Raw genomic sequence first — 25,273 nt, 5'->3', positions numbered from 1 at the left:
TACAGCGGCGTTTTCATTGTGGAAAACGCCCATAGATGCGGAAGCCTACTCCACAACTACAGGGAAAATGCTCTAGCCATCCTGCCCGTTCCCCTCATCTAACCGGAGATGGCACGACCGATCCAGGCACTCCGAGAGCAGGCCACCACCCTGGAAGCTGCACTGACCGTGTGCGTGGCGCACCCAGGAAAGAAGGCCGTACACCAGCTCCGCACCTCCACACGGCGCATTGAGGCACAGCTCGAGCTGCTGATGCAGTTAAGAGATCTACCCTCCTACCGCACGAAGGCCGCCGCATTCCGGCGCGCGGTGAAATCTATCCGAAAACTGGCTGGACAGGTGCGCGATCTGGACGTCCTGCAACAGATGCTACGGGGGTTGCGGTTACCGCAGCACAATCATCGACAGAAGCTGCTCAAGGCGCTTGAAGACCGCCGTCAGAAGCGGGCTGACGATCTGAAGCAGGATCTGGAGCAACACATTCCCAAGGTTGCGAAAGCAATCGAAGAGCTCTTCACCGCGCTTAAACCGGCTGAAGAGCTGGCGCTGCCGCTCAGGCAACTTCTGCCCCTGGCCGATGCCTGGTATGACCGGCGCACACGTGGCATAAAAGCCGTTCGCGAAGACGATCTGCACACCATTCGCAAAATGGCCAAGGTCGCGCGCTACATCGCCGAAACCGGCCTTCCGGCCAAGCAGGCTACCACCGTCGCCGCGCGCTACAACCGTCTGCAGCAGAGCGGCGGGCACTGGCACGATGCGCTGCTTCTGGCGCAAGAGGCAAAGAAGAAACTCGGCAAGAAAGATCCTCTGACAAAGCTGACAAGTGAGCGCGCAAAGACCCATCACAACGGCTTCGTTCGCCTATTGAACGCCGCTTAAGTACAAGCCCACATCTGCTTTCAGTTGAAATTTTGAGGTGTTCCTTACTCACCCTCGCGTTGCGAGGCTTGGCACCCAATAGGGTTATCGAATTTGCTGATCAACTAGCAACCAGCAACTAGACTTTTCCGCCCGCTTCGCGGATGAGCTGCTGCAGATGACGCAGCACCGTCGATTCACGATCCGGCGACCAGGCCATGACCAGATCGATTGACGCGTTCTTCTGCTTCAGCGGACAGAAGACAAGTCCGGTCTTAGGCAGTTCCTGCAGCGTATTTGCCGCCAGAATCGCAATCCCCTCGCCTGCCTGTACCAGCAGCACGATGGAGCTCCACACATTGGCCGTGTTCACAATCTCAGGCGAAAAGCCCGCCTCGGAGCAGAGCTCGATCATCTTGTCGAAGAGCGATGGCGAGGTTTCACGCACGCACATCACGAAACGCTCATGCGAGAGCGCGCGGATATCGACAACACCCCGCGCCAGGGGATGATTCTTCGGCAGCACCGCATAGAGAAGGTCCTTGCGCAGTACCTCGGACTTCAGGAAGTTGGAATAGGGAACCTCCAGGCGGCGGGTAAACGCAATGTCAATCGTGCCTTCGGCCAATGCCTTCCACTGCAGCGCCGGAATCATCTCATGCAGCGCAATATGCACCCGGGGGTGTGACTGCCGGAAGCGCTGGATCAGCCGCGGAAAGTTCGGCCCCACCCCGCCGGTAAAGAACCCGATGCGGATCTCACCCAGATCACCCGAGGCTGACAGGCGCGCCACCTTGATGGCGGCATCGGCGCCGGAGAGCAGCTTGCGCGCCTCCTTCAGAAATAATTCTCCGGGAGCGGTGAGTACCGTCCGCAGCCGCGAACGGTCAAATAGTTGTACACCGAGCTCYGACTCAAGGTCGGCAATCTGTTCGCTGAGCGCCGACTGCGAGACATACAGACGGCGGGCGGCGCGGGAAAAACCGCCATAATCCGCGACAGCTACGAAGTAGCGCAGATGACGCAGTTCCATACCAGTCATCTTATCGGTTTTTCCGATCAAGCCCTTCGGAACAAAACGTGCGACTCTTAAGGGTGAAGACCAATCATTATTAGTAAGCCGTTTTCTTGCCGCGTGATCGGCTCTATGAAAAGGCGTTGACTACTCTGGTCGACAACATTCAGCACGTCGAGTCCACCAGCTATAACGGCGGAGCGGTGGTCAAGATCTTCTTGCAGCCGGGCGCCAGCCTCGACACAGCCAATGCGCAGGTGACCGCAGGCTCGCAGTACCTGTTGCGCCAGCTTCCGGCCGGCATCCTGCCGCCACAGGTCATCAACTTTTCGGCATCGAGCGTACCGATTCTGCAGCTCGGCATCAGCGGCGAGGGCCTGAGCGAACAGGTCCTCAACGATAACTCCACCAATGTCATCCGTACCCAGCTGGTCACCACGCCGGGCGCCGTGGTTCCTTTGCCCTTCGGCGGAAAGCAGCGCCAGATCAACATCGCCATGGATCAGGCGGCGATGCAGTCCAAAGGCATTGCTCCCGGCGAGATGCTCGCGGCTCTCGCGCAGCAGAACGTTGTCACGCCTGCCGGGACCATCAAGATCGGCACCAAGGAGTACGACGTTATTCCTAACGGAGCGCCGCGCTCGATAGAAGAGATTGCAGCCCTGCCCATCAAGCAGGTCAATGGCACCACCATCTACCTGCGCGATATCGCCACGGTCAGCGACGGCTTCCAGGTGCAGAGCAACGTTGTGCGTCAGGACGGCCACCGCGGTGTTCTCATCAGCGTCCTGAAGAGCGGCGATGCCTCCACGCTCGATGTTGTGAGCGGCACCAAGAAGCTGCTGCCCCGTGTGCAGACTCTGGTTCCACCGGAATTGAAGATCACGCCGCTGAGCGATCAGTCGATCTTCGTACGCGGCGCTGTTCAGGGTGTAATCCGTGAGGCCGTAATCGCCGCTGCTCTCACCGGTCTGATGATCCTGCTCTTCCTCGGAAGCTGGCGATCGACTCTGATCATCGCCGTCTCCATCCCGCTCTCGATTCTGACCAGCGTCATTGTCCTTGGCCTTCTGGGCGAGACCATCAACACCATGACCCTTGGTGGTCTGGCACTGGCCGTCGGCATCCTGGTTGACGACGCCACCGTCACCATCGAGAACATCGAGCGCTTCCTCGAAGAGGGACAGGGACTGCACGAGTCTATCCTTGAGGGCGCCGCGCAGATCAGCGTTCCGGCGCTGGTCTCTACCCTCTGCATCTGCATCGTGTTTCTGCCGATGTTCTTCCTCAGCGGCGTCTCGCGGTACCTCTTCGTTCCGCTGGCGGAAGCCGTGGTCTTCGCCATGCTGGCCTCCTATGTTCTGTCGAGAACGCTTGTGCCCACGCTGGCCATGTATCTGCTGAAGGCCAAGAGCCATCACGGACCGGCCGCGACGCGCAATCCTCTGGTTTTGTTTCAGCGCGCCTTCGAACATATCTTCGAGCGCATCCGCACCGCCTATCATGGCCTGCTCGAAACCTTCGTTGCACACCGCAAGATCTTCATCCCCAGCTTCCTGGGCGTGTGTCTGCTGATGTTCCTGCTGATCCCCTTCCTCGGCCAGGACTTCTTCCCCTCGACTGATAGCGGCCAGTTCATCCTGCATGTACGCGCCGCCACTGGAACCCGCATCGAGGATATGGCGCGTTTGACCGACCAGGTGGAAGACCATATCCGCCAGGAGATTCCCCCCAACGAGGTCGGCAATATCCTCGACAACATTGGCCTGCCGTACAGTCAGATCAATACGCAGCACCTGACCAACGGCGCCATCGGCCCCTACGATGGCGACGTGATGGTCTCACTGAAGGAAGATCACCACTCGACCGATCGATACATTGCGCACCTTCGCCGCGATCTGCCGAAGCTCTTCCCGGGCACGACCTTCTACTTCCTGCCCGCCGATATCACGACGCAGATTCTGAACTTCGGTCTGCCCGCACCGATCGATATCCAGTTCGAAGGCAGCGATGTGAAGCAGAGCCACGAACTTGCCTCGCAGTTGATGGAGGAGCTGCGCAAAGACGTACCAGGGCTGACGGATCTGCGCATTCAGCAACCCTTCGACTACCCCACGCTGAAGGTGAACGTCGATCGCACCAAGGCGCTGCAGGGCGGCTATACCTCCACCGATGTCGCCACCAGCCTGCGTAATACGCTGAGCGGCAGCTTCCAGGTGAATCCTCAGTTCTTTCTCAACTGGAAGACCGGCAACCAATACCCGCTGGTCGCCCAGACGCCGCAGTACAACATGGACACGCTGGCGGCGATGCAGAATATCCCGCTGAACCGCGGCTCGCTTGGCAACGCGGCCGGACGTCAGCAGGAGACCTTGAACAACGTGGCCACCATCGAGCGCGGCACCGAGATGGGAACCATGAGCCACTACAACATCCGCCGTGTAATCGACATCTACGGCTCGGTGCAGGGCCGCGACCTCGGCGCTATAAGCCGCGACATCGACCGCATCCTCGACCACCACCGCAAGACACTGCCGCGTGGCACCTACGTCACACTGCGCGGCCAGGTAGAGACGATGAAGACCAGCTACATCGGTCTTCTGGGAGGCTTGGCCTTCTCCATCGTTCTGGTCTACCTGCTCATCGTGGTGAACTTCCAGAGCTGGGTCGATCCGTTCATCATCATCACAGCGTTGCCCGCGGCCCTGGCCGGCATTGTTTTGTTCCTCTTCATCACCGCGACGCGCCTCAGCGTTCCCGCGCTGATGGGCGCCATCATGTGCATGGGCGTGGCCACCGCGAACAGTATTCTTGTCGTCAGCTTTGCCAAGCTGCGCTATGAAGATCACGGCGATGCCATACGCGCCGCCGTAGAGGCAGGCTTCACCCGTTTCCGTCCCGTCATGATGACCGCACTGGCCATGATCATCGGCATGGTGCCCATGGCGCTTGGACTGGGAGATGGCGGCGAGCAGAATGCGCCTCTCGGCCGCGCCGTGATCGGCGGCCTGATGTGCGCCACCGTCGCCACCCTGGTCTTTGTTCCCACCGTCTTCGCGCTGATCCACGGACGCAAGCCGAAGCCGACGAACGTTCCTGTAACTGAGAGCGCGGAAGCGCTGCCGGCGTAACGGAGAAAGAGCTTATGAGCGAGACAACACAGCAGACTGTAACCACACAAACGACGACCAATCGCAAGCCCATGTATATTGCCGTGGGCATGGCCGCTGTTGCTCTAGTGGCCGCTGTCGCCTGGGGCATCCATGATCGCGTTCATGCCGAAAGCGAGCTGAAAGAAGAGACCCGCATCTCCGCCATCCAGACCGTACATGTCGTGCACGCCAGCGGAGCCGGCGGTAAAGACGGTCAGGAACTGATCCTGCCCGGCAATGCACAGGCCTATACCGATACGCCCATCTACGCTCGCACCGGCGGATATCTGCGCAAGTGGTACGCCGATATCGGTCAGCACGTGAAGCAGGGACAGTTGCTCGCGCAGATTGAGACGCCGGAACTGGACCAGCAGCTCCAGGCCGCCGAGGCCGATTTGAAGCAGGCCCAGGCCAACCTGGACCTGGCCAAAACCACCAACGACCGCTGGCAGGCGCTGGTCTCAAAGCGCGCCGTCTCCAAGCAGGAGGCCGATCAGGCGCAGTCGACCCTGGAAGCCCGCCGGTCGTTGATGGCGGCGTCAGAGGCGAATGTCCGCCGCCTGCAGCAGTTGCAGAGCTTTGAGCGCGTTACCGCTCCCTTCGACGGCACCATCACCGCACGTAATACCGATGTCGGCGCCCTGATCACCGCGGCCGGCGGCGGCTCGGGAGCTACCGGAAGCGCACAGGAGCTCTTCCACCTCGCCGCCGTGGGTAAGCTGCGTGTCTATGTCGCTGTCCCGGAGATCTACTCCAGCGAGATTCAGGACGGCATGAAGGTCGAACTGACACAGGACGCCACGCCCGACCAGAAGTTCACCGGCACAGTTGTCCGCAACTCCAACGCCATCGACCAGAGCTCTCGCACCCTGAACGTCGAGGTGGACGTCGATAACCCGCAAGGTAAGCTGATGCCGGGAGCCTACGTCTTCGCTCACTTCCGTCTTGTAGGCAAAGCACACGCGGTGACTCTGCCCTCGAATGCGCTGCTCTTCCGCTCGGAGGGCCTGCGTGTCGGTATCGTGCGTGACAATCACGTCCAACTGGTTCCCATCCGCATTGGCCGCGACTTCGGATCTACCGTGGAAATCACCAGCGGCCTGAATGGCGATGATGCCGTGATCCTGGACCCCTCGGATTCTCTCGAGAACGGCATGGAGGTAAAGGTCGCCCAGACGAAGGGAGCGCAGAAGTGAGTACGAAGAATCTGCTTACCCTTGCCGTCGTTGCCGTATCGCTTGCCGGCTGCCGTGTCGGCCCAAATTACGTAAAGCCCGACGTCCCGACGGCGCCGACCTTCAAGGAAGGCGACACCTGGAAGACCGCTACCCCCAACGACGCCATGGCCCACGGCAAGTGGTGGGAGATGTATGGCGATCCGCAGTTGAATGCCCTGGAAGAACAGATCGACCCTGCCAATCAGACGCTGAAACAGGCTGAGGCCAACTTCCGCGCGTCGCGTGCAGTGATCAAGCTCAACCGCGCCGACATGTCACCGACGCTGAGTGTCGATCCCACGCTGGGTGCAACCCGGGTTACGCCCAACGCTCCCTATCGCGGTAACCTGACCCCGGACAACGGACAGGGCAACTTCATTCTGCCTCTCGATCTGAACTACGAGGTCGACCTGTGGGGCCGCATCCGCCGCAGCATCACCGCTGCGCAGGAGACCACGCAGGCCTTCGCCGCCGACCTTGAAACCGCCCGCCTGAGTCTGCATGCCGAGCTGGCGATCGACTACTTCAACCTGCGCAGCGCCGATGCCCAGAAAAAGTTGCTGGATGAGACGGTCGCCGCCTACAGCGATGCCCTGCAGTTGACCATCGATCGTGCCGACGGCGGCGTCGCTCCGCAGTCTGACGTCGCGCAGGCACGGACACAGTTACAGCAGGCGCTGGTGCAGTCGACCGAAGTAACGATCGCCCGCGCGCAGTTCGAACACGCTATCGCAGTATTGACCGGTAAGCCGCCTGCGCAGCTCACGCTGGTTGCCAATCCTCTTACCGAACAGACACCGGCACTGCCTGGAATCCCGGCTGTACTGCCGTCAGAGCTCCTGGAGCGCCGCCCGGATATTGCCACAGAAGAGCGCCTGATGGCCGCTGCCAACGAACAGATTGGCATCGCCAAATCGGCCTTCTATCCGCGGCTGAACCTCGCCGCCGCTGCCGGTTTCCAGGGCAGCTCCATGCTCAACTGGTTCACCTGGCCCAGCCGCATCTGGGCTGTCAGCCCGCTGATCTCGCAGACCGTCTTCGACGCCGGCCGCCGGCGTGCGCGCACCGACATCGCGATTGCACAGTATGACTCCCACGTCGCCAGCTATCGGCAGTCAGCACTCGATGCCTTCCAGCAGGTGGAAGACAATCTCGTAGCACTGAAGCAGCTTGAGACCGAAGCGCAACAGCAGCGTGATGCGACCTCTTCCGCAGAGGAGGCCCTGGGGCTCTTCCGGACTCGCTATGAAGGCGGTGTGGATACCTACCTGCAGGTCATCACCTCGCAGACGATCGCACTGCAGAACCAGCGCAACGAGATCGACATCCTACGCCGCCGTCTTGATGCCAGCGTTCTGCTGGTGAAAGCCGTCGGTGGTGGATGGAACGTCTCGCAGCTTCCCAAGGTGTAAGCGGGTGCCCCAGGTCCGGGGTCCCCAGCGAAGTTACTTCGCTGGGGTGGTGTCCCTCGGGACCTGGGTGTTCGCGCTCCGCGCGAATGCTTTTTCAGGTAACGTGCCGCCCTAAATCATCATCGAACCGTCTATGCGTTTTTATGCCTTGCTCCTGCTCCTTTGTCTTCCGTGCGCCGTTGCGCAGCAGCAGGAGGCAACGCAGACTCCCACCGCTACTCCCCCTCCTGCGCAGGTAGACGTTACGGTCGAGCAGTACATCCGCAATGGATGGGCGCCGCTGACGCGATCAATTACCGACTGCGCCACCGTGCATGACCCCAAGCTTGCTGGGGCCTCCGTTGTCTATCTTCCCCATGGATATGCCATCCCGTCCGCCGTTGCCGCACTGCGCAGCAAGTGCAATGTCCGTGTCGAACATCTACCGCACGCCATCGCCAAAGAAGGCGACCTGATGCCGTCGGAGCTGAAGACACCGGGGCTGCTCTACCTGCCGCACCGCTACGTCGTGCCCGGTGGCCGCTTCAACGAGATGTACGGATGGGACAGCTACTTCATCTTGCTGGGCCTGCTGAGCGAAGGCCATGAGGCCCTGGCGCGCGGCATGGTGGAGAACTTCTTCTTCGAGATCGAGAACTACGGCGCCATCCTCAACGCGAACCGCACCTACTACCTCACTCGCTCCCAGCCTCCCTTCCTCGCTCGGATGGTCGACGAGGTCTATCGCACCATGAATCGCCGCGATCCCGATGCCGCAAAAGCATGGCTCGAAAAAGCGATGCCCTTCCTCGAAAGCGACCATGCGTTATGGATGAGCGATGCACACAAAGCCGGAGACACCGGACTCGCACGCTACTTCGACCTGGGCAGCGGTCCCGTGCCGGAGATGGAAGATGACAGCACCTACTACGTCGACGTGATCAAGTGGCTGCTGGCCCATCCCGAGGTGAAGACCAACTACCTGACACAGGCTGCCGATGGCCAGGCATGCGCCTCCGGAGCAAGCGCCGTCTGTGCTCACACGGAGTACCAGGGCTGGCGGCTGACACCCTCCTTCTATCGCAGCGACCGCGCCATGCGCGAGTCAGGCTTCGACGTCAGCTTCCGCTTCGGTCCCTTCAGTGGATCGACCGAGAACTATGCCCCTGTTTGCCTGAACGCGCTGCTCTATCGCTATGAGATCGACGTTGCCGGCCTTTATACCAAGCTCGGCGACGATGCCAAGGCAAAGCAATGGACCGATGCCGCCGAAGCGCGTAAGACGGCGATGAACCGTTATCTCTGGGATGTACGGACCGGCACCTTTGCCGACTATGACTTCGTACACCATCGCCGCTCGACCTACCTCTATGCCACGGCAGCCTATCCTCTATGGGCCGGGCTCGCTACACGTACTCAAGCCGCATCCACCATGCGTCAGCTTCGTACGCTTTCGCATGACGGCGGCCTGGCAATGAGCAACACCACCAGCGGCATGCAGTGGGACGCTCCCTTCGGCTGGGCGCCGGTTAACTGGATCGCCGTCGACGGCATGAGCTGCTATGGCTACGGCACAGCCGTGGGACGCATTGCCCACGGCTTCATGCATTCCATCCGCGAGAACTACGAGCGCGACGGGACGCTACGCGAGAAATATAACGTCGTCGATCCGCAGAAGGATGTCGAAGTTGCCGCGGGCTACAAGAGCAACGTCATCGGCTTCGGCTGGACCAATGCCGTGTACCTAAAGATGAACGGCCTGCTCTTCACAGGCCGTTCCAGCGATTGCGCCTCAACCATTCCAGCGCGCGGCGCACAACAATAATTCCCTACACCTGCGAGAACGGCAGCGGATTCAGAATCAGGCTGTCGATATTGGTCACGATCGGCTCGAACGCATATCGCGGATCGGCCGCAAGCTTCTTCCATTCCGGGTGCGACAAAAAGCCTGCCCATCCCTTTTCCAACGCGGCTAGATCCGGGAAGGTGAGCATGTAGGTCAGCGATGGCAGTTGCCGGCCGATGAGAAGATCGCCGTAGAAGACCTGCCCGCAGCCGGACTCCTGGAAGATCTTGAATTCACCGTGATGGAACATCTCCACCTTGCGGATGTGATCGCCATGCGTGGAACTGACATACGTGCGCAGATGGAAGATGCGCTTCTGTTTCGTATCCGGAGGCGTGATGTGCGGCCAGCCATCGAATGCAGCCAGCAGCGAGCTCTCCGCATCGACAAACGGTGAGGCATCTTTTCCGGGCGAGGACCAGAAGGGCTCGGCTGCTTTTAAGAACGCCTCATCTTTGGCCAATAAAAGATCGAGATTGGTCAGCGTAAAGAGGTCCGAGCTCGGGATCAGCAGGTAGTATGTCGGTGTCTCCGGACCGTAGTTCACCGAAAAGGCGCCGATGGTCTTCATGCCCATACGATTCAGTGTGGGAATCAAGGCATCGCGGAAGTACTTCTCCGTCATTGCAGAGCCGGTGCCGCGGCTGAGATGGTACTTGCGCAGTTGATAGTACTCGCGTCCGCCGGAAGGCTGAGCAAGCGCTGTGCCGGCTGATGCAGCCGAAGCAACCGATGCGGTAAGTGCGGATTTCAAAAACGTGCGGCGTTGCATGGGAAGGGACTTGCTCCTTAGGCGTTGAAATCAAGCTCGATGTTTTTGGGTGACGGTCTGTAAGAGGTCTTCCATGCGTACCGGCAGTTCACGCACACGGACCCCGCTTGCATGATAGACCGCCGCGGTAATGGCTGGCGCGACCCCGGCCAGACCAATCTCACCGATGCCGCGTGCGCCGATCTCGCTCATCGCCTTGTCGGGATAGTCGAGGAAAGTGACATCGATCGCCGGAGGGCAGTCCGCCTGGGTCGCGACCAGGTAGTCGGCATAGTTGGCATTCACCGGATGCCCATAGCGCTGGTCGTAGACCGTCTCCTCCAGCAGCCCCATTCCAACCCCCATCACAATGGCGCCCTCCACCTGGTTGGTCGCAGCCTTCAGGTTGATGATCTGCCCGCCGTCGATGACCGTAACCACCCGCGAAACCCGCAGACGCGCAATACCCGGATCCCACTCCACCTCGACAAACTGCGCGCCGAAGCTATGCAGGGAGAGCCCCTTCGCTTTCGGGTCCTGCTGCGATGCAACCGAGGAGCCTTCGCCGATGGCGAACCGTAGATTGGCCGAACTCAGTACATCCTCAAAACTCACTCCGGAGGCGCTGCCGTCTGCCTTCCGATACACGCGGCCCTCAGAAAACCCGAGATCATCAAGCTTCGCTCCTTTGAACGGAGAACGTACGCCGTTTACGGCAATCTGCAACAACTGCTTTGTCGCCGCATTCACGGCATCCTGAATCGCTGGAAACAACGATCCGGTCACGCGCGATCCACCAGAGAGCGGCCCCGGCGGAAGCGAGGTATCTCCCAGTGCCACCTCGATGCGCCCCATGGAGATGCCGGTGATGTGGTGCACCATCTGCGAGAAGACGGTATAGGTGCCTGTGCCGATGTCCTGCGTAGCACAGCCGATACGCACCGATCCGTCGTCACGGAAGGCGAAGTTCGTGGAGGTAGGTATACGTCCCGCTCCCCAGGACGCTCCGGCCATGCCCCAACCCAGAATCGTTCCATCGGGCTTCTTCATCGATCCCACGACAGGATTGCGTTTCGCCCAGCCGAACTTCTCCGCACCCAGCGTCAGACACTCCTTCATATGCCGCGACGAAAACGGGAGGCCATTTGACTCGTCCTTCTCCGGCTCATTCAGCAGGCGAAGCTGCACTGGATCCATCTTCAGCCTGATCGCCAGCTCATCCATCGCGGACTCAAGAGCGAAGAGTCCTGGTACCGCTCCGGGACCGCGCATGGCTGTCGGTGTGCCTACGTTACGGCGGGACATCGAGGAACGGACGCGCAGGTTCGGCGTGCTCCACAGGAATGGTGTCGACTCGCCGCAGTTTTCTCCAACGTTATCGAGGATGGATGTCTCCGACGAGTAGTCATGCTGAATGCAGGTCAGCTTGCCTTCAGCCGTCGCTGCCAGCCGCAGGCGCTGCTGCGTGCGCGGACGATGCCCCACGTTTGTGAACTGTGAATGACGATCCGTGACCAGCTTCACCGGACGCCGCAGATCCCGCGCCGCCGAAGCCGCAAGCAGCGAGTGCTGCCAGACCCAGAGCTTGCCGCCGAAGCCCGATCCCAGAAACTTCATGATGATCTGCACGTTCTCAACCGGGACACCTAATATCTGCGCCATCGCCGCTCGATGATTCACGATCGACTGCGTCGTCTCGTACAGGACGAACTTTCCGTCGTAGTACGTCGCTACCGAGGCATGCAGTTCCATCGGGTTGTGCGTTTCGACCGGCGTGATGTAGGTCGCGTCGACCTTGACGGCCCCTAAGGCGAAGGCCGTATCGACATCGCCACGCTTATTGGCCTCATGCAATGCATCTTCCTGAAGTCCTTCCGAGAGGTCCAGGCGGTTGTCCGGCTTCTCCGCCGCATACATCACCTTCACCGCGCGCGCTGCGGCCCGAGCCTGCTCGATCGTCTCGGCAACAACCACAGCGACGTATTGACCGGAATAGTAAACGTACTCATCCTCAAAGGCCGGCCGGGCCTCATCGACACGCGCGTCGCGCGGTATGGGCCGGTAGAGATGCGGCGCATTGCCGTAGTGATAGATCTTCAACACACCGCGCATCGCCTCAGCCGCGGCGGTATCGATACCCGTGATCTTTCCTTTCGCAATGGTCGCGCAGACCGGCACCGCGTGTAGCAGGCCGGGGAAGTTGTGATCCGACGCGTACTTCGCTGTCCCCGTAGTCTTGTAGGGACCATCGATACGTGGCACCGGAGTGCCGATGGTGGTTGCATTGTCCTTCAACATCGCTCCTCCTTATGCGCCAGTGGCCGTCGTCAAAGCGCGAATCATACAAAGCTTCGCCAGCTCAACCTTGAATGCATTGTCGGTGTGCGGTCTGGCGCCTTTCAGCGCAGCATCCGCCGCGGCGCGAAACACCCGTTCCGTCGGCGCCTGGCCCTCAAGCACATGTTCAGCCTCGGGCATACGCCACGGCCGTGTCCCCACCCCACCCATCGCGACGCGGACATGATGCAGCTTGCCGCCCTGCACCTGCATCACGATGGCGGCTGAGGCCAGAGCAAACTCATACGAAGCCCGGTCGCGCAGCTTGAGGTAGATCTGCTTTGTCTTCTCTGGAAGAGGAGGAAGTGTGACATGTGTGATCAGATCGCCGGGCTCAAGCGCATTCTCGATATGCGGTGTTGTGCCGGGGAGCTTATAGAACTCACCGATCGGAATCGTCCGGTTTCCCTTCGTGCCCTGCACATGAATCACAGCGTCCAGCACCACGAGGGCCACATCCATATCCGAAGCATGTGTGGCGATGCACTGATCGCTCACACCCAGAATGGCGTGGTTGCGGTGATATCCGCCGATAGCGGCGCAACCCGAACCCGGAGTGCGCTTGTTGCACTCCGCAAACGCCAGGTCGCGGAAGTAAGGGCATCGTGTACGTTGCAGCAGATTTCCCGAAGTGGTGGCTTTGTTGCGGAGCTGCGCTGAGGCGCCTGAGAGCAGCGCCTGCGAGAGCACCGGATACTCGGCCACGACCTCAGATGCCTGGGCCAGATCGGAGTTCCGCACCAACGCGCCGATCTTCAACGATCCATCCGGCTGTTTCTCCACCTTCGCCAGGTCCGGAATGCGGTTGATGTCGACCAGATGCTGCGGTGTCTCTACATCGAGCTTCATGTAGTCGATCAGGTTGGTGCCACCCGCGATGAATCGTATCGTGGCTCCCTGTTGTGCCGTCGGTGTTGCAGCAGCAATCTGAATGGCGGCATCGGGAGTGCCGACGCGTGTCAGCTCAAAGTCGATCATGCGTCTACCCCCTGCTGGCTGACGCGGCTGCGCACCATCTGTATCGCCCGCACAATGTTGGGGTAAGCGCCGCAGCGGCAGATATTTCCGGACATCGCCTCGCGGACATCCTTATCAGCCGGTCCCCAGGGCTCCTTCAACATGCCTACCGCTGAGACGATCTGCCCGCTGGTGCAGTAGCCACACTGGTAGCCGTCATGCTCCACAAACGCAGCCTGCATGGGATGCATCTCCTGCGGTGTGCCCAGGCCTTCGATCGTCGTAATCTCGTCTCCCTCATGCATGACCGCAAAGCTCAGGCAGCTATTGATGCGGCGGCCGTTGACCAACACCGTGCAGGCTCCGCACTGCCCGTGATCGCACCCCTTCTTCGTTCCGGTAAGCTGCACGACTTCACGCAGGCAGTCGAGCAGTGTGACGCGTGGCTCAAGCTGCAGTGTCTGGCGCTTGCCGTTGATGCTGAGGTGAACCGCTTGAGTCCCGGCGCGGCGCGCAGATGGAGTCTCGGGCGCGTCCACAACGTTTGCTATCGCAACGGCCGGGGATGTGGCCGCAATTCCTGTGGCGCCAAACCGCGTAAGGAAGGAACGGCGACTAAGGCTGCTATAGGTACCAAATGCCGGCGGCTTCTCTTTCCGGGTTGTCTCCGGTCCTGCGACTTCGGGCTCCCCCGTTTTCGGATTCATACCAAACCTCATTCTGTACAGGTTGCCGTGGAGAGGAAAAGAACCTGCTGACAATACGGCAAAACGCCAAATGACAGTACATCAGAGACGCACGATCCCAGGCCTTGGTTTGCTGCGATGAGCCGCGAAAAAAGCCGCCCCGAACGTGCCGGCGCAAGGAGTCGAGTATTTACGGCCTTATTGGCGTTCCTGGGGAAAGCCGAAGGCGTAAATCGTGTTGCCGGCGGTAGCGAGATAGATCATGCCGCTGGCAATACCGCTGGTGGTAACGGGCGAGTCGATCGCCGTGCCGCTGTTCCAGAGAGCTTGGCCGGATTTGCGTCATACGCATAAAGCACCGCCGACGTTCCTTGGCGCGAGCTGCAAGGTCGGCACTGCCGCGCTGCTCGCCGGTCCGCAATGAAAACGCAGCAGCACGACCCTCCCGGGATACCCCCGACAGGGAAAATGCTCTAAGCTCCGTTTCTCTCAGCTTGCCTGGCGTTCGTGATGAACGCCTGCAGTTTCTCAGGATCCTTCTTCCCCGGTGCACTCTCCACGCCGCTGGCCACATCCACGCCCCACGGACGCAGAGTCCGGATGGCCTCGGCCACATTCTCCGGCCTGAGACCTCTCCTTGCGCAGTCCCAGGATCAGCTCCGGCGTGTACTCTCCGTGCAACTGCACCGCTGTCAGGCCAGCGTACTCCACCGCCGCGCGAATCGCGGCCAAGTCAAGCTCGGCGAAGATACCGACCTTCTCGATCGATTCCGGGAGCTCCTGCACGATCGGCGCCACCTGCTGCGGCGTCACCCGTCGTGAACTCGCAGCAGCGAAGACAAACCCAAGCGCATCCGCTCCCAGCTCTACGGCGAGCTTCGCGTCCTCGAGGTTCGTATTGGCGCAGATCTTTACCCACATGACGGCTTATCCGATCAGCTCACGCAGCATAGCGCCCGGCGATGGCTGACGCATCAGTGTCTCACCGATGAGGAAGGCATCGAAGCCTGCCACACGCAGATTTTCGACATCCTGTCGCGAAGCAATACCACTCTCCGCAACCCGCACTACACCTTCCGGAAGCTGCGATGCCAGCTCCACGGCGCGTTCGATGGAGACATCGAAGGTCTTCAGGTTACGGCTATTCACGCCGACGCACTCGCAGTCCAGGTCCAGAGCACGATCCAGCTCCTCCTGGTCGTGCACTTCACACAACACATCCAGACCATAGGTGCGCGCGGTATCGCGCAGCACCCGCAGATCTTCATCCCCGAGCGCCGCCATGATCAGCAGAATGGCGTCCGCACCGGCGGCACGGGCTTCCAACACCTGGAAGGGCTCGACCATAAAGTCCTTGCGCAGGCAGGGAATCTTCACTGTGGCCGAGACACGGCGCAGATTCTCAAGACCTCCCTGAAAGAAGACCTCATCGGTCAGCACCGAGAGACAGGCCGCGCCTGCCGCCTCGAGCTCCGTGCCCAGAGCCACCGGTTCAAACTCTGCACGGATCAGCCCCTTGGAGGGCGACGCTTTCTTCAGCTCCGCAATCACAGCAGGTCCGGTCTTCGCGCGCTCACGCAATGCGCGGGCAAAGCCTCGCGGCATATGTGCCGCCGCGGCTCCTTCCAGAGCAGCAAACTCGGCGGCTGCCTTGCGGGCAGAGACTTCTACGCGGGTATTGGCCAGAATACGTTCCAGATGAGTCGACATGCCTGTCCCCATTGTAGATACACTGGTGCCAGCATGAATTTCCGTCGCCTTTCGCTGTTGCTCGCCCTTACTGTTGGTGTCTTTTCCGTCTCTGCCCGTGCCCAGTTGGGCGTCTATGGCACTGTGAATGTGCAGCAGGTAAGTGTCAGCGGAAAGAATGTTGCTCCAGTCGGTGGTGGTGGCGGCGTCTATTACGACTTCAAACAGATCGGCCGCATCAAGCTTGGCGCCGACGTCCGCGGCAGCGTTGTCAGCAGCAAGCAAGGCAACGACAATGGCTTCAACGGCGTGGGCACCCGCATTCATACCGCCCTCGGCGGCGTGCGTGCCAGCACTACGCTTCCCGTGAACTGGATCAAGCCCTATCTGCAGGGTTCAGTCGGCTGGGGTGGCAGCAACTTCGGAGCTTCGCAGAATATCAGCGGTGGTGTCGCCTACGAGGCCTTTGCCGGCGTCGACCTGAAGGTCGCTCCCATTATGGATGTCCGCCTGGCCGAGTTCGGGATCGGCTCCATTCATGCGAATAACAGCAATCACGAGTTGAAGACCATCAGCTTCGGCGTCGTTCTCCATCTGCCGTAATAGAGCATTTCTCCTAATACGGTAGCCTTGGAAAATCTGCGAATGCCGTTTTCTTCGCGGAAAACGGCGCAAACAGCGAAACTCCGCTCTACACCATCAGGAGAAATGCTCCTAGCTTCGGACTTAAACAGAAAACCCGGCCAATGGCCGGGTTTCAATCTTTATGGTGCCGAAGAGAGGACTCGAACCTCCACACCCTTGCGAGTACATGGACCTGAACCATGCGCGTCTGCCAATTCCGCCACTTCGGCACGGGACAACCACAACAGCGCGTCGTGGCCTTGCAGAAACACTAGTGTTTCAAACCTTTGCGGCCATGTCAAACCAACACGGATTCGCCTTGAACCAACATAAGCTTGCCCTTCGCTTCCCCGGCCTGTATCTTTTGTGAAACATCGCGGCCCCTGGAGCGTCAGAAGGAAGCATGAACGACCCGAAACAGGAACAGGTCATCCCGGAGGATCTCGCTCTTGAGATCCGTAAACTCGCCCATGATCTCTCGAATGCCCTTGAGATCATCGTGCAGACCAGCTACCTGCTCTCTACCGCCGAGCTGAAGCCGCCCGCCTCGGACTGGCTGGGCATGATGGACTCCGGTGTGCAGAAGGCGCTGGACCTGAACCTGCAGCTCCGCAACTACATCAAGACCCACAGCCCCAAATAACGAGGTCTACTTCGCTACTTTCGTCGCAGCGAATGAGCTCTCCGGGTACCACTCCGGCCTGCCCTTGGCATCGGCAACCCGCGTCGCCAGTTGCGCCAGCAGGCTGGTGAACTGGGCAGCACCGACCTTATCCACCGGCTGATTCAAATCGTCGGACGGACGGTGATAGCGCACCGCCACCCAGGTATTGAAGGTCTTCTCTTCTGGTGAATCTGGGGTCCAGCCAAACTTGAAGGCCAGTGCTGGAATCCCCTGCTTCACAAAGTTCACCTGGTCCGAGCGGATAAACCGGTTCTCATCTGGCTGCTTATCGAACTGCGGCTCCACGTCATTCAATTGGCATACGGCACGAGCGTCGTTCCCTAGAGTCGACTCACCCAGACCCTGAATCTCCAGATAGCGCAGTGGGAACAACGGCAGATACATATCCATGTTCAGATCGGCGATGATCGCCGATTTCGGCACCGTCGGCCTGGTCGCAAAGTACTGTGATCCCAGCTCGCCCATCTCCTCGGCTGCGAGCGCCACAAACAGGATCGACCGCTTCGGATGTGTCTCCGCCGCAAGCAGCTTCGCCGTCTCGATCAGCGAAGCCACACCGGAGGCATTGTCCATCGCTCCGTTGTAGAGGCTGTCGCCATCCACAGGGCGCCCAATCCCCATGTGATCCAGATGCGCGCTGATGACCAGGTACTCCTTCTTCAGCTTCGGATCAGACCCCTCCAGCAGGCCAACGACGTTCGGCGCATGAAGATGCTCCGCGGTCTTGACGGCGGTCGTTACATGCAGCGTACCCGGAAAAGCGAAGTGCACTAAAGGCTTGCCTGCGTCGCCCGCTGCCTTAATGTCGGCGAAGCTATGCCCGGCAGTGGCGAAGAGCTTCTCCGCCCCCTTCTCCGTAAGTGCGGCATAGACCTTCAGGCCGGGCAGGCTTTCCAGCGCAGGATCGGCATACAACATGACCGGCGGTGGCGCGTTGCGATTCCCCGCTGCGGGGTTCGGCGGAGCTCCCGGACGCGGCGGCGTAAACAGCACCATGCCGATCGCTCCCGCCGCATGCAGCGCCTTCCAGCGCTCCCCGGCAATACGGGAATAGGCACGCTGCGGACCCAGCAAATTCGCCGGAGCACCGCCGTAGATCACCACTACCTTGCCCTTCAGATCTTCGCCGGCAATATCATCCACATGCTTCTTCGGCAGGGACAAGCCGTAACCCAGAAAGACCATCGGCGCATCCAGCGTTCCGGCCCCATCGACATGGGCGTTCAACTGCAGCTCCGCGGGTAGCTCGTACCGGACGTTATCCACAGCGAAGCTCGATTTTTCCACGTCGATGGATGTGGGCACCAGTTCAATATCCTGCCCGTATCCATTGGTTCCCGCGGGCTTCAGGCCTATCTGCTTGAACTGAGTTTCCACGTATTCCACAGCCTTGAAGTATCCCGGCGAACCGGCACGGCGGCCCTCCAGTTTGTCATCGGCAAGGTACTGTACGTGCGACCACCAGGCGTTTGCCGCCGGGGTCCAGTCTTTTGTCTGGGCATGAAGAACTGAGGTCAGGACAAGCGCAGAAGCAAGCAGCGAAATACGCGGCACGGCAGCTCCGGAATAAGGGATATGGCGAGTATGGCATGAGAGAGCATTTTCCCTCTGGGTGTGGAGCAGGGTTTCCACATCTATGGGCGTTTTCCGCAATGAAAACGCCGCTGAACAACCCTTTGGGGATAACCCAGCAAAGGGAAAACGCTCCGGGAATCCGAAGAGTAATCACGGCGTAACGAGAATCCTCATTCGCTTCGAGTAGAGTGACTTTACTCGGGCTCGCTATACCGCGATCTTTACCGCGAGATTCATTGTGAACAATCAAATATCTACCAGGCTTCATGGCCTGGACACCCTTCGTGCGCTTGCCGTACTGGTCGTCGTGCTCTATCACCTGACCATCTTTGGCGAATTGCCTATACGCCTCCTCCCCGTCACTTACCACGGCTGGATGGGCGTCGACCTATTCTTCGTCCTGAGTGGCTTTCTGATCGGCCGGCAGGTGCTGAAACCCTTGGCCAGCGGGCAAAAATTCTCCATCGCGGACTTTTACCGGCGCCGCGCCTATCGCATTCTGCCGGCGTATCTCACGGTTCTGGCTCTCTACGTCTTTGTGCCCGGCTGGCGAGACTTTCCGCGCATTATGCCGGTATGGCAGTTCCTCACCTTCACCATGAACTTCGGCTTCACCTTTGCTCGGCGCGGCTTCTCGCACGCCTGGTCGCTCTGCGTAGAAGAGCACTTCTACCTGCTGCTACCGTTGCTGGTCGTCTGGCTCATGCGACGCCCCTCAGCGCGTAAGACCGCGGCTGTGATCGCCGGGGTATTTCTCTTTGGAATTGCGCTGCGATGGTTCCTGATCAAGCGCTTCCCCGATGAGGTCTGGACCAGCATCTATTACCCCAGCTACACGCGTCTCGATGGCCTTCTGACCGGTGTCGCTCTGGCTGTCGTGCGCACCTTCCGGCCGGGATGGTGGCATCACTGGATGCAGCACGGACATGCACTCTTTCTCACCGGCTCCGCCTGTGTCACCTGCGTCGTCTGGATGTTCCGTAACCGGGATCTTGGCAATGCAACCGGACCGGCGATGTGGGGTGTCGTCCTCGGCTTCCCTCTTCTCGCCATTGGCCTTGGACTTATCACTGCATCAGCCGTCAGCGAGAACGGTCTGCTTTCCCGGATACGCATTCCCGGCGCGGAAACACTCGCAACCCTGGCCTTCGCCCTCTATCTCACCCACAAGCCGATCGGCCATCTGGTCATGGTGCACTTCCCCTCCATCACCCAATCAAAAGGTCCGGCCTCATGGCTGCTCTATACCGTCGCCTGCCTGGGTGCCGCCTCGCTGCTGCACCTCGCTGTCGAACAACCATTCATGCGCCTGCGCGACCGGCATCTTCGCCGCATAGCACCTGTAGCAGTAGAGGAAGAAAGAACCGTCGCATCCTGATCGTCCCATCAGCGGGGCGATGACTTCAGGTCTCCCACTGACGCCAGACCCCGGGGGCGGTATGCCAGGCGGATGAAGTTGTGAACGAGTGGGTCCAGTGCATCACCTTTGCGCGGATCGACTTTACGCCAGGCGAGGCCRATCTTCCATTTCGCTTCTTCCAATCCTGTATCCAGCAAGCGAACATTCGGCACGTGCATCAGATTCGCCGATCGTGGCACCAGACTTACACCCACGCCACCGCGCACCAGATTCAGAACCGTAAACAATTCGTTGACCTCCTGCACGATGCGGGGACTGAAGCCCGCGGCACGGCAGGTTCGCGCCACATGATCGACAAAGCTGGAAGAGACACTGCGCGAAATCACCACAAAAGGCTCATTGCGCAGACTGGCCAAGCCCTTTCGGTAAGGCATGCCACGCGGAATGGCCGCGACCAGTCTCTCTTCGAGCACAGGTACGGTCTCCAGATCAGGATGTTCGACAGGCAGACGTACAAAACCAACATCGATATCGCCCTGCTCCAAAGCACTGATCTGGTTTGGTGTCGACATATCCGCCATCGACACCTGCACCGCCGGAAAATGCTGACGGAATCGCGTCAGAATATCCGGCAGACCCGCGGCCAGCGAGGCGATACCGAAGCCGATGCGCAACAAACCTGCCTTGCCATGTACAGCGAGACGCGTGATCTCTTCCGCCATCTCCGCTTCGCGCAACAGACCCTGTGCTCGCTCACGCAGGATCTCTCCTGCCGGTGTAAGCGACACACGGCGATATCCACGCACCAGCAACGGTCCACCGACTTTAGATTCCAGCTTTTGAATCTGTTTGGTCAGCGCGGGCTGGGTGACATGCAATGCCTCTGCCGCCTCACCGAAGTGAAGATGCTGCGCCAGCACCAGAAACGAGCGCAATTCTGGGAGCTCGAGTGCCATTCCTGTACGTTATCAGAATTGCTCCTACGATCTATTGGACAGAATCGATGCGATCCCGGAGCCTAGTAGTAGGTGACTTGCATGGTGCATCCAGACAACGCGTTCAACCGTACCGGAATTAAACGGGCGAGGTGGGCGCTCGCCATGCTCTTTGTGGTGGATGGAGTCGGTTTCGGAACCTGGGCATCGCACGTACCTGTCTTCCAGCAACTGCTTCACCTCGAGAATGGATCGCTCACCTTCGTTCTGGTCAGCCTCATCATCGGCGCCATCATCACGATGCCCATCACCGGGCACCTCATTGAACATTACGGCAGCCGCCGGGTGGTCCGGGTAACAACCGTCCTCTATGTACTGATGGTCGCGCTTCTGGCGCAGGCCTCCAACCTGTTCTTCCTGATCCTGTTCGCCGGTATGTATGGAGCCGCAAAAGGAGCATTGGATGTCGCCGTCAATGCACAGGCGGTTACCGTAGAGAAACAATACGGCCAGCCGATCATGAGTTTCTTTCAGGGCTGCTGGAGCGCCGGTGGATTGTTTGGTGCAGGCGCTGCAAGTCTGATGCTTCAGCGCGGTGGTACTGCCCGAATCGATCTCTCGCTCACCGCGGGCGTACTCGCTCTCTGCGGTCTGTGGGCAATGCCGTTGCTTGTCTCGGAAACCGAACGCGAAACAGGAAAACCGCGCAAGCCTGCGAAGTTCATGTGGCCCGATGCCGTCCTGTTGCGCCTTGCTGTCCTTGCCTTCTTTGGCCTGATGGCCGAGGGGGCGATCGGTGACTGGGCATCGGTATATCTGCACTCCAATGTGGGCGTGACACTCTCGCTCGCTGCCGCGGGTTACGCTGCCTATGCCATCGCCATGGCGGCCGGAAGGTTCTCCGGTGACTGGCTGGCACAGCGCGTCAGCAGCAAGCACATCCTGCATGGCAGCGGCTTTCTGATTGCTTTAGGTATGGCCTGTGCTCTTCTCATACCCTCGTGGTGGCCGGCGGTCGGCGGCTTGATGCTTACCGGAATCGGAATTGCAAATATTGTGCCTATCATCTGGGGTGYGGCCGGACGCGATACACGCATGGGAGCCGGTCCCGCGATCTCGACGGTTACAACCATCGGCTACTGCGGTTTCCTCATGGGGCCTCCGGTCATCGGCTCGCTCTCCGTGGTCGTTGGCTTGCGCGCGGCAATGGCCGTTATTGCAATCGCCGGCCTTATTGTTGCCGTCGGGCCAGTATTGTTTCCAATAGAAGCCACCTCGCGAGAAGAAGAGAGACAAGTCATCGGCGCTTGATCTCTTCCACCAGCGAATCAGCACGCGGACTGCGGATTTGTTTTCACCGGATACCAATCGGGATTCTGGTAAGCTGTTACTACGATTTTTGACGAAAGGAAAGAACCATGGAGACCACTAATATCCCCAGCGATCCCAGGACACCGGCCGAGTTCTTTCCCAACGTCTCGCGCAGCTAGACTCTCCCTTCGATAGATTCAGAGTTCTTCGGCGCAGCCTGCGGGCGGCTCTCTCTACCCGTCTTCCCTTTTTCAACCTTGATTGGCCTGCGGATATCCGTGGCCTTTTGATTCCTCTGGGAGTCCTTATGAACGAACATTCCAGTAAAAACGCAATGCGCGAAGTACTGGCTTTCTTATTCCGTCACTGGCGCCGCGAACGGTGGATGGTCGTGTGGGTGGCGCTCTGCATGATCTTCGCCACAGCCGCTGACCTGCTGATGCCCATCTATGCGGGCAAACTCGTAGATGCAATCGCGATGCACGCATCCCTGCGTGCACTGGCGCTCCATAACGCACTGCAGGCGATCGCAATGATGGCGCTGCTCGGCATCGTGCTTACGGTGCTACGCTACGTGGCTCTGGCCGGGATTATCCGGCTGACGTTGCGGCTGATGACCCGTTTTGCCAGCGAGACCTTCTGGCGAGTGCAGCGGTTTTCGACGGACTGGCACGCGAATAACTTCGCGGGCGCAATCGTGCGTCGAATCACACGCGGCATGTGGGCCGTGGACGTGATGGACGACATTCTGCTGCTGGAGATGCTGCCGGCCTTGCTGGTACTGGTCGGCTCATCGCTGCTGCTTGGGCTGCACTGGCTCACCATGGGAGTGCTCGTGGCTGTTGGCGCCGTCGCGTACATCGCGGTCTCCATAGCATTGTCGCTGTACTACGTCGCCCCGGCAGCGCGGCTATCGAATGCGCAGGACACGCGGATCGGCGCAGCCATGGCAGATACGATCACATGCAACGCCGTCGTGAAGTCATTCGGAGCCGAAAGGCGGGAAGATTACCGGCTGGCGAAGATCGTGGAGAAGTGGCGCAGCCGTACCTCGCGAACCTGGATACGGGCAACGCTTAACGGAAGCCTGCAGACTCTTCTCCTGCAGGCATTGCGGACCTCAGTACTGCTCTATGCGGTATGGCTGTGGTGGCACGGACGAGCGACCGCCGGTGATGCAGCCTTCGTGTTGACGAGCTACTTCATCGTGCAGGCTTACCTGCGCGACATTGGACAGCATGTGCGCAACCTGCAACGCGCCGCCAACGAGATGGAGGAGATGGTGGAGTTCCACTCGCATTCGCTCGGCGTGATGGACCGCGCCGATGCGAAGCCGATTCATGTGCGAGAGGGTGCGATCACCTACGACCGCGTGACATTCCGCTATGGAATGCACACCGAGCCGCTCTTTCAGGATTTCTCCTTGAAGATCCGTGCCGGAGAACGCGTGGGACTTGTAGGCCACTCCGGATCTGGCAAGACCACCTTCGTGAAGCTGTTGCATCGCTTGTACGACGTACATGGAGGAAAGATCGTCGTCGACGGCCAGGACACTGCCCGCGTGACCCAGGACTCGTTGCGCGCGCAGATGGCCTTGGTGCCGCAGGAGCCGATTCTCTTTCATCGCACATTGGCGGAGAACATTGCCTATGGAAGGCCGGACGCTTCGATGGAGGAGATCGAGCACGCAGCCCGGCTGGCCAACGCGCATGAGTTCATCCTGCGCCAGCCAAAGGGATATCACACGCTTGTCGGTGAACGCGGTGTGAAGCTCTCCGGTGGTGAACGGCAGCGTGTCGCGCTCGCGCGCGCGTTCGTAGCGAACACTCCGGTGCTGGTACTGGATGAAGCGACCTCAAGTCTGGATTCAGAGTCTGAGGCTCTGATTCAGGAGGCGATGGAGCGGCTAATGGCGGGCCGCACATCGATCGTGATCGCGCATCGCCTCTCAACCGTGCGAATGCTCGACCGGATTCTCGTCTTCGAACGCGGAAGAGTTGTCGAAGAAGGAACGCACGAAGAACTGGTACGACGCGAAGGCGGCACGTACAGACGACTGTTTGAGCGACAGGCACTCGGCCTGGTAGTGGACGATGAGGACACGACAGATGACGAATCTGATTTCTCAGACAGTGTGGTGAGTTACTAACATTCGAGAGCAGTACTCCCTCATTGCCTCCTTGCTTCGCGGCTTTATCGCGAAGCAAGGGGGCAACGAGGAGATGTATGTTTTGGCTTGTGTATTTATTCACGGTTGTCGTGGGAGGGACCTTTGCTGTGATCCTGCGGGCTCTCAGGAGAGTGCTCAGGCGTCACTTTCCAGCAGCGCCTTACTGAGGCAACCATTCCGGTTACTCTTGAGAAATTAACCCCTCGCACCGTTGACACAACAAGGGGGAACTGGGATGCTGGTCCTCAACCCCCAATTCCGGGAAGTCTACACCTGGATATCGTTGTCCTCGAATCCGCTTCTCTCCGCATGCATGTGTTGCCCGATGCAACAGTGGAGATCCTTCATGACCGACAACGCTAAGAATTCCACCGCCCGAAACACAATCCAAGACCCACCGGAGTACAACGCCGAAAGTGCTAAGAACCTTGCCGCCCAGAAAGACCAGTCACCCACCTTCGATCAACTAGGCGCAGACCTCCAAGGCTTGATTACCCAATTTCGCGTTTGCATCGCGGAGCCAGCCATATACGGGCCAAAGTTCACGAGGGCGGCCCCGATCCTGGAAACATTCTGTAGTCCGAATGAAAATGACGAACCGATGACAGCCTCCGATGCATACCAGGCGATCAGCTACCAGCTCTCTCACTGAGGAGAGCTGGCTCCGGAGAAGTCCGCCTTACCCAATCCAAGAATGACGCAACTGTGGAG

The 25,273-nt window shown here is 59.7% G+C and carries 22 protein-coding genes and 1 tRNA gene; 12 read left to right on the top strand and 11 right to left on the bottom strand.

What is annotated here, in order from left to right:
• The first annotated feature begins 108 nt into the window (after positions 1 to 108).
• Positions 109 to 882 (top strand): CHAD domain-containing protein, encoded by a 774-nt coding sequence (locus AB4043_RS01460; RefSeq protein WP_442306369.1) that lies wholly within the window; start codon positions 109 to 111, stop codon positions 880 to 882.
• Between the two features lie 118 nt (positions 883 to 1,000).
• Here the strand turns inward: AB4043_RS01460 and AB4043_RS01455 are convergent, their stop codons facing one another.
• A complete protein-coding gene (locus tag AB4043_RS01455; protein ID WP_442300439.1) occupies positions 1,001 to 1,903 on the bottom strand; it encodes a LysR family transcriptional regulator in 903 nt (300 codons plus the stop codon).
• Between the two features lie 116 nt (positions 1,904 to 2,019).
• Here AB4043_RS01455 and AB4043_RS01450 point away from each other — a divergent pair, with 116 nt between their 5' ends.
• From AB4043_RS01450 to AB4043_RS01435, 4 genes are all read left to right on the top strand, one after another.
• A complete protein-coding gene (locus AB4043_RS01450; RefSeq protein WP_442306368.1) occupies positions 2,020 to 5,007 on the top strand; it encodes an efflux RND transporter permease subunit in 2,988 nt (995 codons plus the stop codon).
• Between the two features lie 14 nt (positions 5,008 to 5,021).
• Positions 5,022 to 6,224: an efflux RND transporter periplasmic adaptor subunit gene (locus AB4043_RS01445; RefSeq protein WP_442300437.1), complete on the top strand. Its 1,203-nt coding sequence runs from the start codon at positions 5,022 to 5,024 to the stop codon at positions 6,222 to 6,224.
• A complete protein-coding gene (locus AB4043_RS01440; RefSeq protein WP_442300436.1) occupies positions 6,221 to 7,657 on the top strand; it encodes an efflux transporter outer membrane subunit in 1,437 nt (478 codons plus the stop codon). The genes AB4043_RS01445 and AB4043_RS01440 overlap by 4 nt, the downstream gene beginning before the upstream one ends.
• Before the next feature lie 133 nt (positions 7,658 to 7,790).
• On the top strand, positions 7,791 to 9,461 hold the full coding sequence (locus AB4043_RS01435) for a trehalase family glycosidase (protein ID WP_442300435.1): 1,671 nt from the start codon (positions 7,791 to 7,793) through the stop codon (positions 9,459 to 9,461).
• A gap of 4 nt (positions 9,462 to 9,465) precedes the next feature.
• On the opposite strand, the gene AB4043_RS01430 is transcribed toward AB4043_RS01435, so the two are convergent.
• The 4 genes from AB4043_RS01430 to AB4043_RS01415 are packed head-to-tail and all read right to left on the bottom strand — an operon-like array spanning position 9,466 to position 14,234.
• Complete coding sequence (locus AB4043_RS01430) at positions 9,466 to 10,254, bottom strand: NIPSNAP family protein (protein ID WP_442300434.1); 789 nt, start codon at positions 10,252 to 10,254, stop codon at positions 9,466 to 9,468.
• A 30-nt stretch (positions 10,255 to 10,284) separates the two neighbouring features.
• Positions 10,285 to 12,531 carry a xanthine dehydrogenase family protein molybdopterin-binding subunit gene (locus tag AB4043_RS01425; RefSeq protein WP_442300433.1) on the bottom strand — a complete coding sequence of 749 codons (2,247 nt, stop codon included), beginning with the start codon at positions 12,529 to 12,531 and terminating at the stop codon, positions 10,285 to 10,287.
• Positions 12,532 to 12,540: 9 nt separating this feature from the next.
• On the bottom strand, positions 12,541 to 13,548 hold the full coding sequence (locus AB4043_RS01420; RefSeq protein ID WP_442300432.1) for an FAD binding domain-containing protein: 1,008 nt from the start codon (positions 13,546 to 13,548) through the stop codon (positions 12,541 to 12,543).
• On the bottom strand, positions 13,545 to 14,234 hold the full coding sequence (locus AB4043_RS01415; protein WP_442300431.1) for a 2Fe-2S iron-sulfur cluster-binding protein: 690 nt from the start codon (positions 14,232 to 14,234) through the stop codon (positions 13,545 to 13,547). The genes AB4043_RS01420 and AB4043_RS01415 overlap by 4 nt, the downstream gene beginning before the upstream one ends.
• A gap of 241 nt (positions 14,235 to 14,475) precedes the next feature.
• Here AB4043_RS01415 and AB4043_RS01410 point away from each other — a divergent pair, with 241 nt between their 5' ends.
• Positions 14,476 to 14,637: a hypothetical protein gene (locus AB4043_RS01410; RefSeq protein ID WP_442300430.1), complete on the top strand. Its 162-nt coding sequence runs from the start codon at positions 14,476 to 14,478 to the stop codon at positions 14,635 to 14,637.
• 49 nt (positions 14,638 to 14,686) lie between these two features.
• On the opposite strand, the gene AB4043_RS01405 is transcribed toward AB4043_RS01410, so the two are convergent.
• The 3 genes from AB4043_RS01405 to trpC are packed head-to-tail and all read right to left on the bottom strand — an operon-like array spanning position 14,687 to position 15,923.
• Complete coding sequence (locus AB4043_RS01405) at positions 14,687 to 14,791, bottom strand: hypothetical protein (protein ID WP_442306367.1); 105 nt, start codon at positions 14,789 to 14,791, stop codon at positions 14,687 to 14,689.
• A complete protein-coding gene (locus AB4043_RS01400; protein WP_442306366.1) occupies positions 14,742 to 15,134 on the bottom strand; it encodes a phosphoribosylanthranilate isomerase in 393 nt (130 codons plus the stop codon). The genes AB4043_RS01405 and AB4043_RS01400 overlap by 50 nt, the downstream gene beginning before the upstream one ends.
• Positions 15,135 to 15,140: 6 nt before the next feature.
• Positions 15,141 to 15,923 (bottom strand): indole-3-glycerol phosphate synthase TrpC, encoded by a 783-nt coding sequence (gene trpC / locus AB4043_RS01395; protein WP_442300428.1) that lies wholly within the window; start codon positions 15,921 to 15,923, stop codon positions 15,141 to 15,143.
• 33 nt (positions 15,924 to 15,956) lie between these two features.
• Here trpC and AB4043_RS01390 point away from each other — a divergent pair, with 33 nt between their 5' ends.
• Complete coding sequence (locus AB4043_RS01390) at positions 15,957 to 16,505, top strand: outer membrane beta-barrel protein (protein WP_442300427.1); 549 nt, start codon at positions 15,957 to 15,959, stop codon at positions 16,503 to 16,505.
• A 164-nt stretch (positions 16,506 to 16,669) separates the two neighbouring features.
• Here the strand turns inward: AB4043_RS01390 and AB4043_RS01385 are convergent.
• A tRNA-Leu gene (locus AB4043_RS01385) sits at positions 16,670 to 16,756 on the bottom strand.
• Between the two features lie 173 nt (positions 16,757 to 16,929).
• Between AB4043_RS01385 and AB4043_RS01380 the strand changes: the two genes are divergently transcribed.
• Positions 16,930 to 17,169, top strand: coding sequence for a hypothetical protein (locus AB4043_RS01380; RefSeq protein WP_147645933.1), 240 nt, complete (start codon positions 16,930 to 16,932; stop codon positions 17,167 to 17,169).
• A gap of 6 nt (positions 17,170 to 17,175) precedes the next feature.
• On the opposite strand, the gene AB4043_RS01375 is transcribed toward AB4043_RS01380, so the two are convergent.
• Complete coding sequence (locus tag AB4043_RS01375; protein ID WP_442300426.1) at positions 17,176 to 18,765, bottom strand: M28 family peptidase; 1,590 nt, start codon at positions 18,763 to 18,765, stop codon at positions 17,176 to 17,178.
• 259 nt (positions 18,766 to 19,024) lie between these two features.
• Between AB4043_RS01375 and AB4043_RS01370 the strand changes: the two genes are divergently transcribed.
• Positions 19,025 to 20,164 carry an acyltransferase family protein gene (locus AB4043_RS01370; protein WP_442300425.1) on the top strand — a complete coding sequence of 380 codons (1,140 nt, stop codon included), beginning with the start codon at positions 19,025 to 19,027 and terminating at the stop codon, positions 20,162 to 20,164.
• Positions 20,165 to 20,172: 8 nt separating this feature from the next.
• On the opposite strand, the gene AB4043_RS01365 is transcribed toward AB4043_RS01370, so the two are convergent.
• Positions 20,173 to 21,102: a LysR family transcriptional regulator gene (locus AB4043_RS01365; protein WP_442300424.1), complete on the bottom strand. Its 930-nt coding sequence runs from the start codon at positions 21,100 to 21,102 to the stop codon at positions 20,173 to 20,175.
• Between the two features lie 81 nt (positions 21,103 to 21,183).
• On the opposite strand from AB4043_RS01365, the gene AB4043_RS01360 reads away from it, so the two are divergent.
• The 3 genes from AB4043_RS01360 (at position 21,184) to AB4043_RS01350 (ending at position 25,214) form a co-directional block, all read left to right on the top strand.
• Positions 21,184 to 22,392, top strand: a complete 1,209-nt coding sequence (locus tag AB4043_RS01360; RefSeq protein WP_442306365.1) for an MFS transporter — start codon at positions 21,184 to 21,186, stop codon at positions 22,390 to 22,392.
• Between the two features lie 334 nt (positions 22,393 to 22,726).
• Complete coding sequence (locus AB4043_RS01355; RefSeq protein ID WP_442306364.1) at positions 22,727 to 24,541, top strand: ABC transporter ATP-binding protein; 1,815 nt, start codon at positions 22,727 to 22,729, stop codon at positions 24,539 to 24,541.
• 367 nt (positions 24,542 to 24,908) lie between these two features.
• Positions 24,909 to 25,214, top strand: coding sequence for a hypothetical protein (locus AB4043_RS01350; protein WP_442300421.1), 306 nt, complete (start codon positions 24,909 to 24,911; stop codon positions 25,212 to 25,214).
• Positions 25,215 to 25,273 lie beyond the last annotated feature (59 nt).

This window comes from Terriglobus sp. YAF25 (genome assembly GCF_052113305.1).
Classification (GTDB): Bacteria; Acidobacteriota; Terriglobia; order Terriglobales; family Acidobacteriaceae; genus Terriglobus.
The sequence above is the reverse complement of the archived record's forward strand: the minus strand, read 5'-3'. Positions and strand labels throughout refer to the sequence as shown.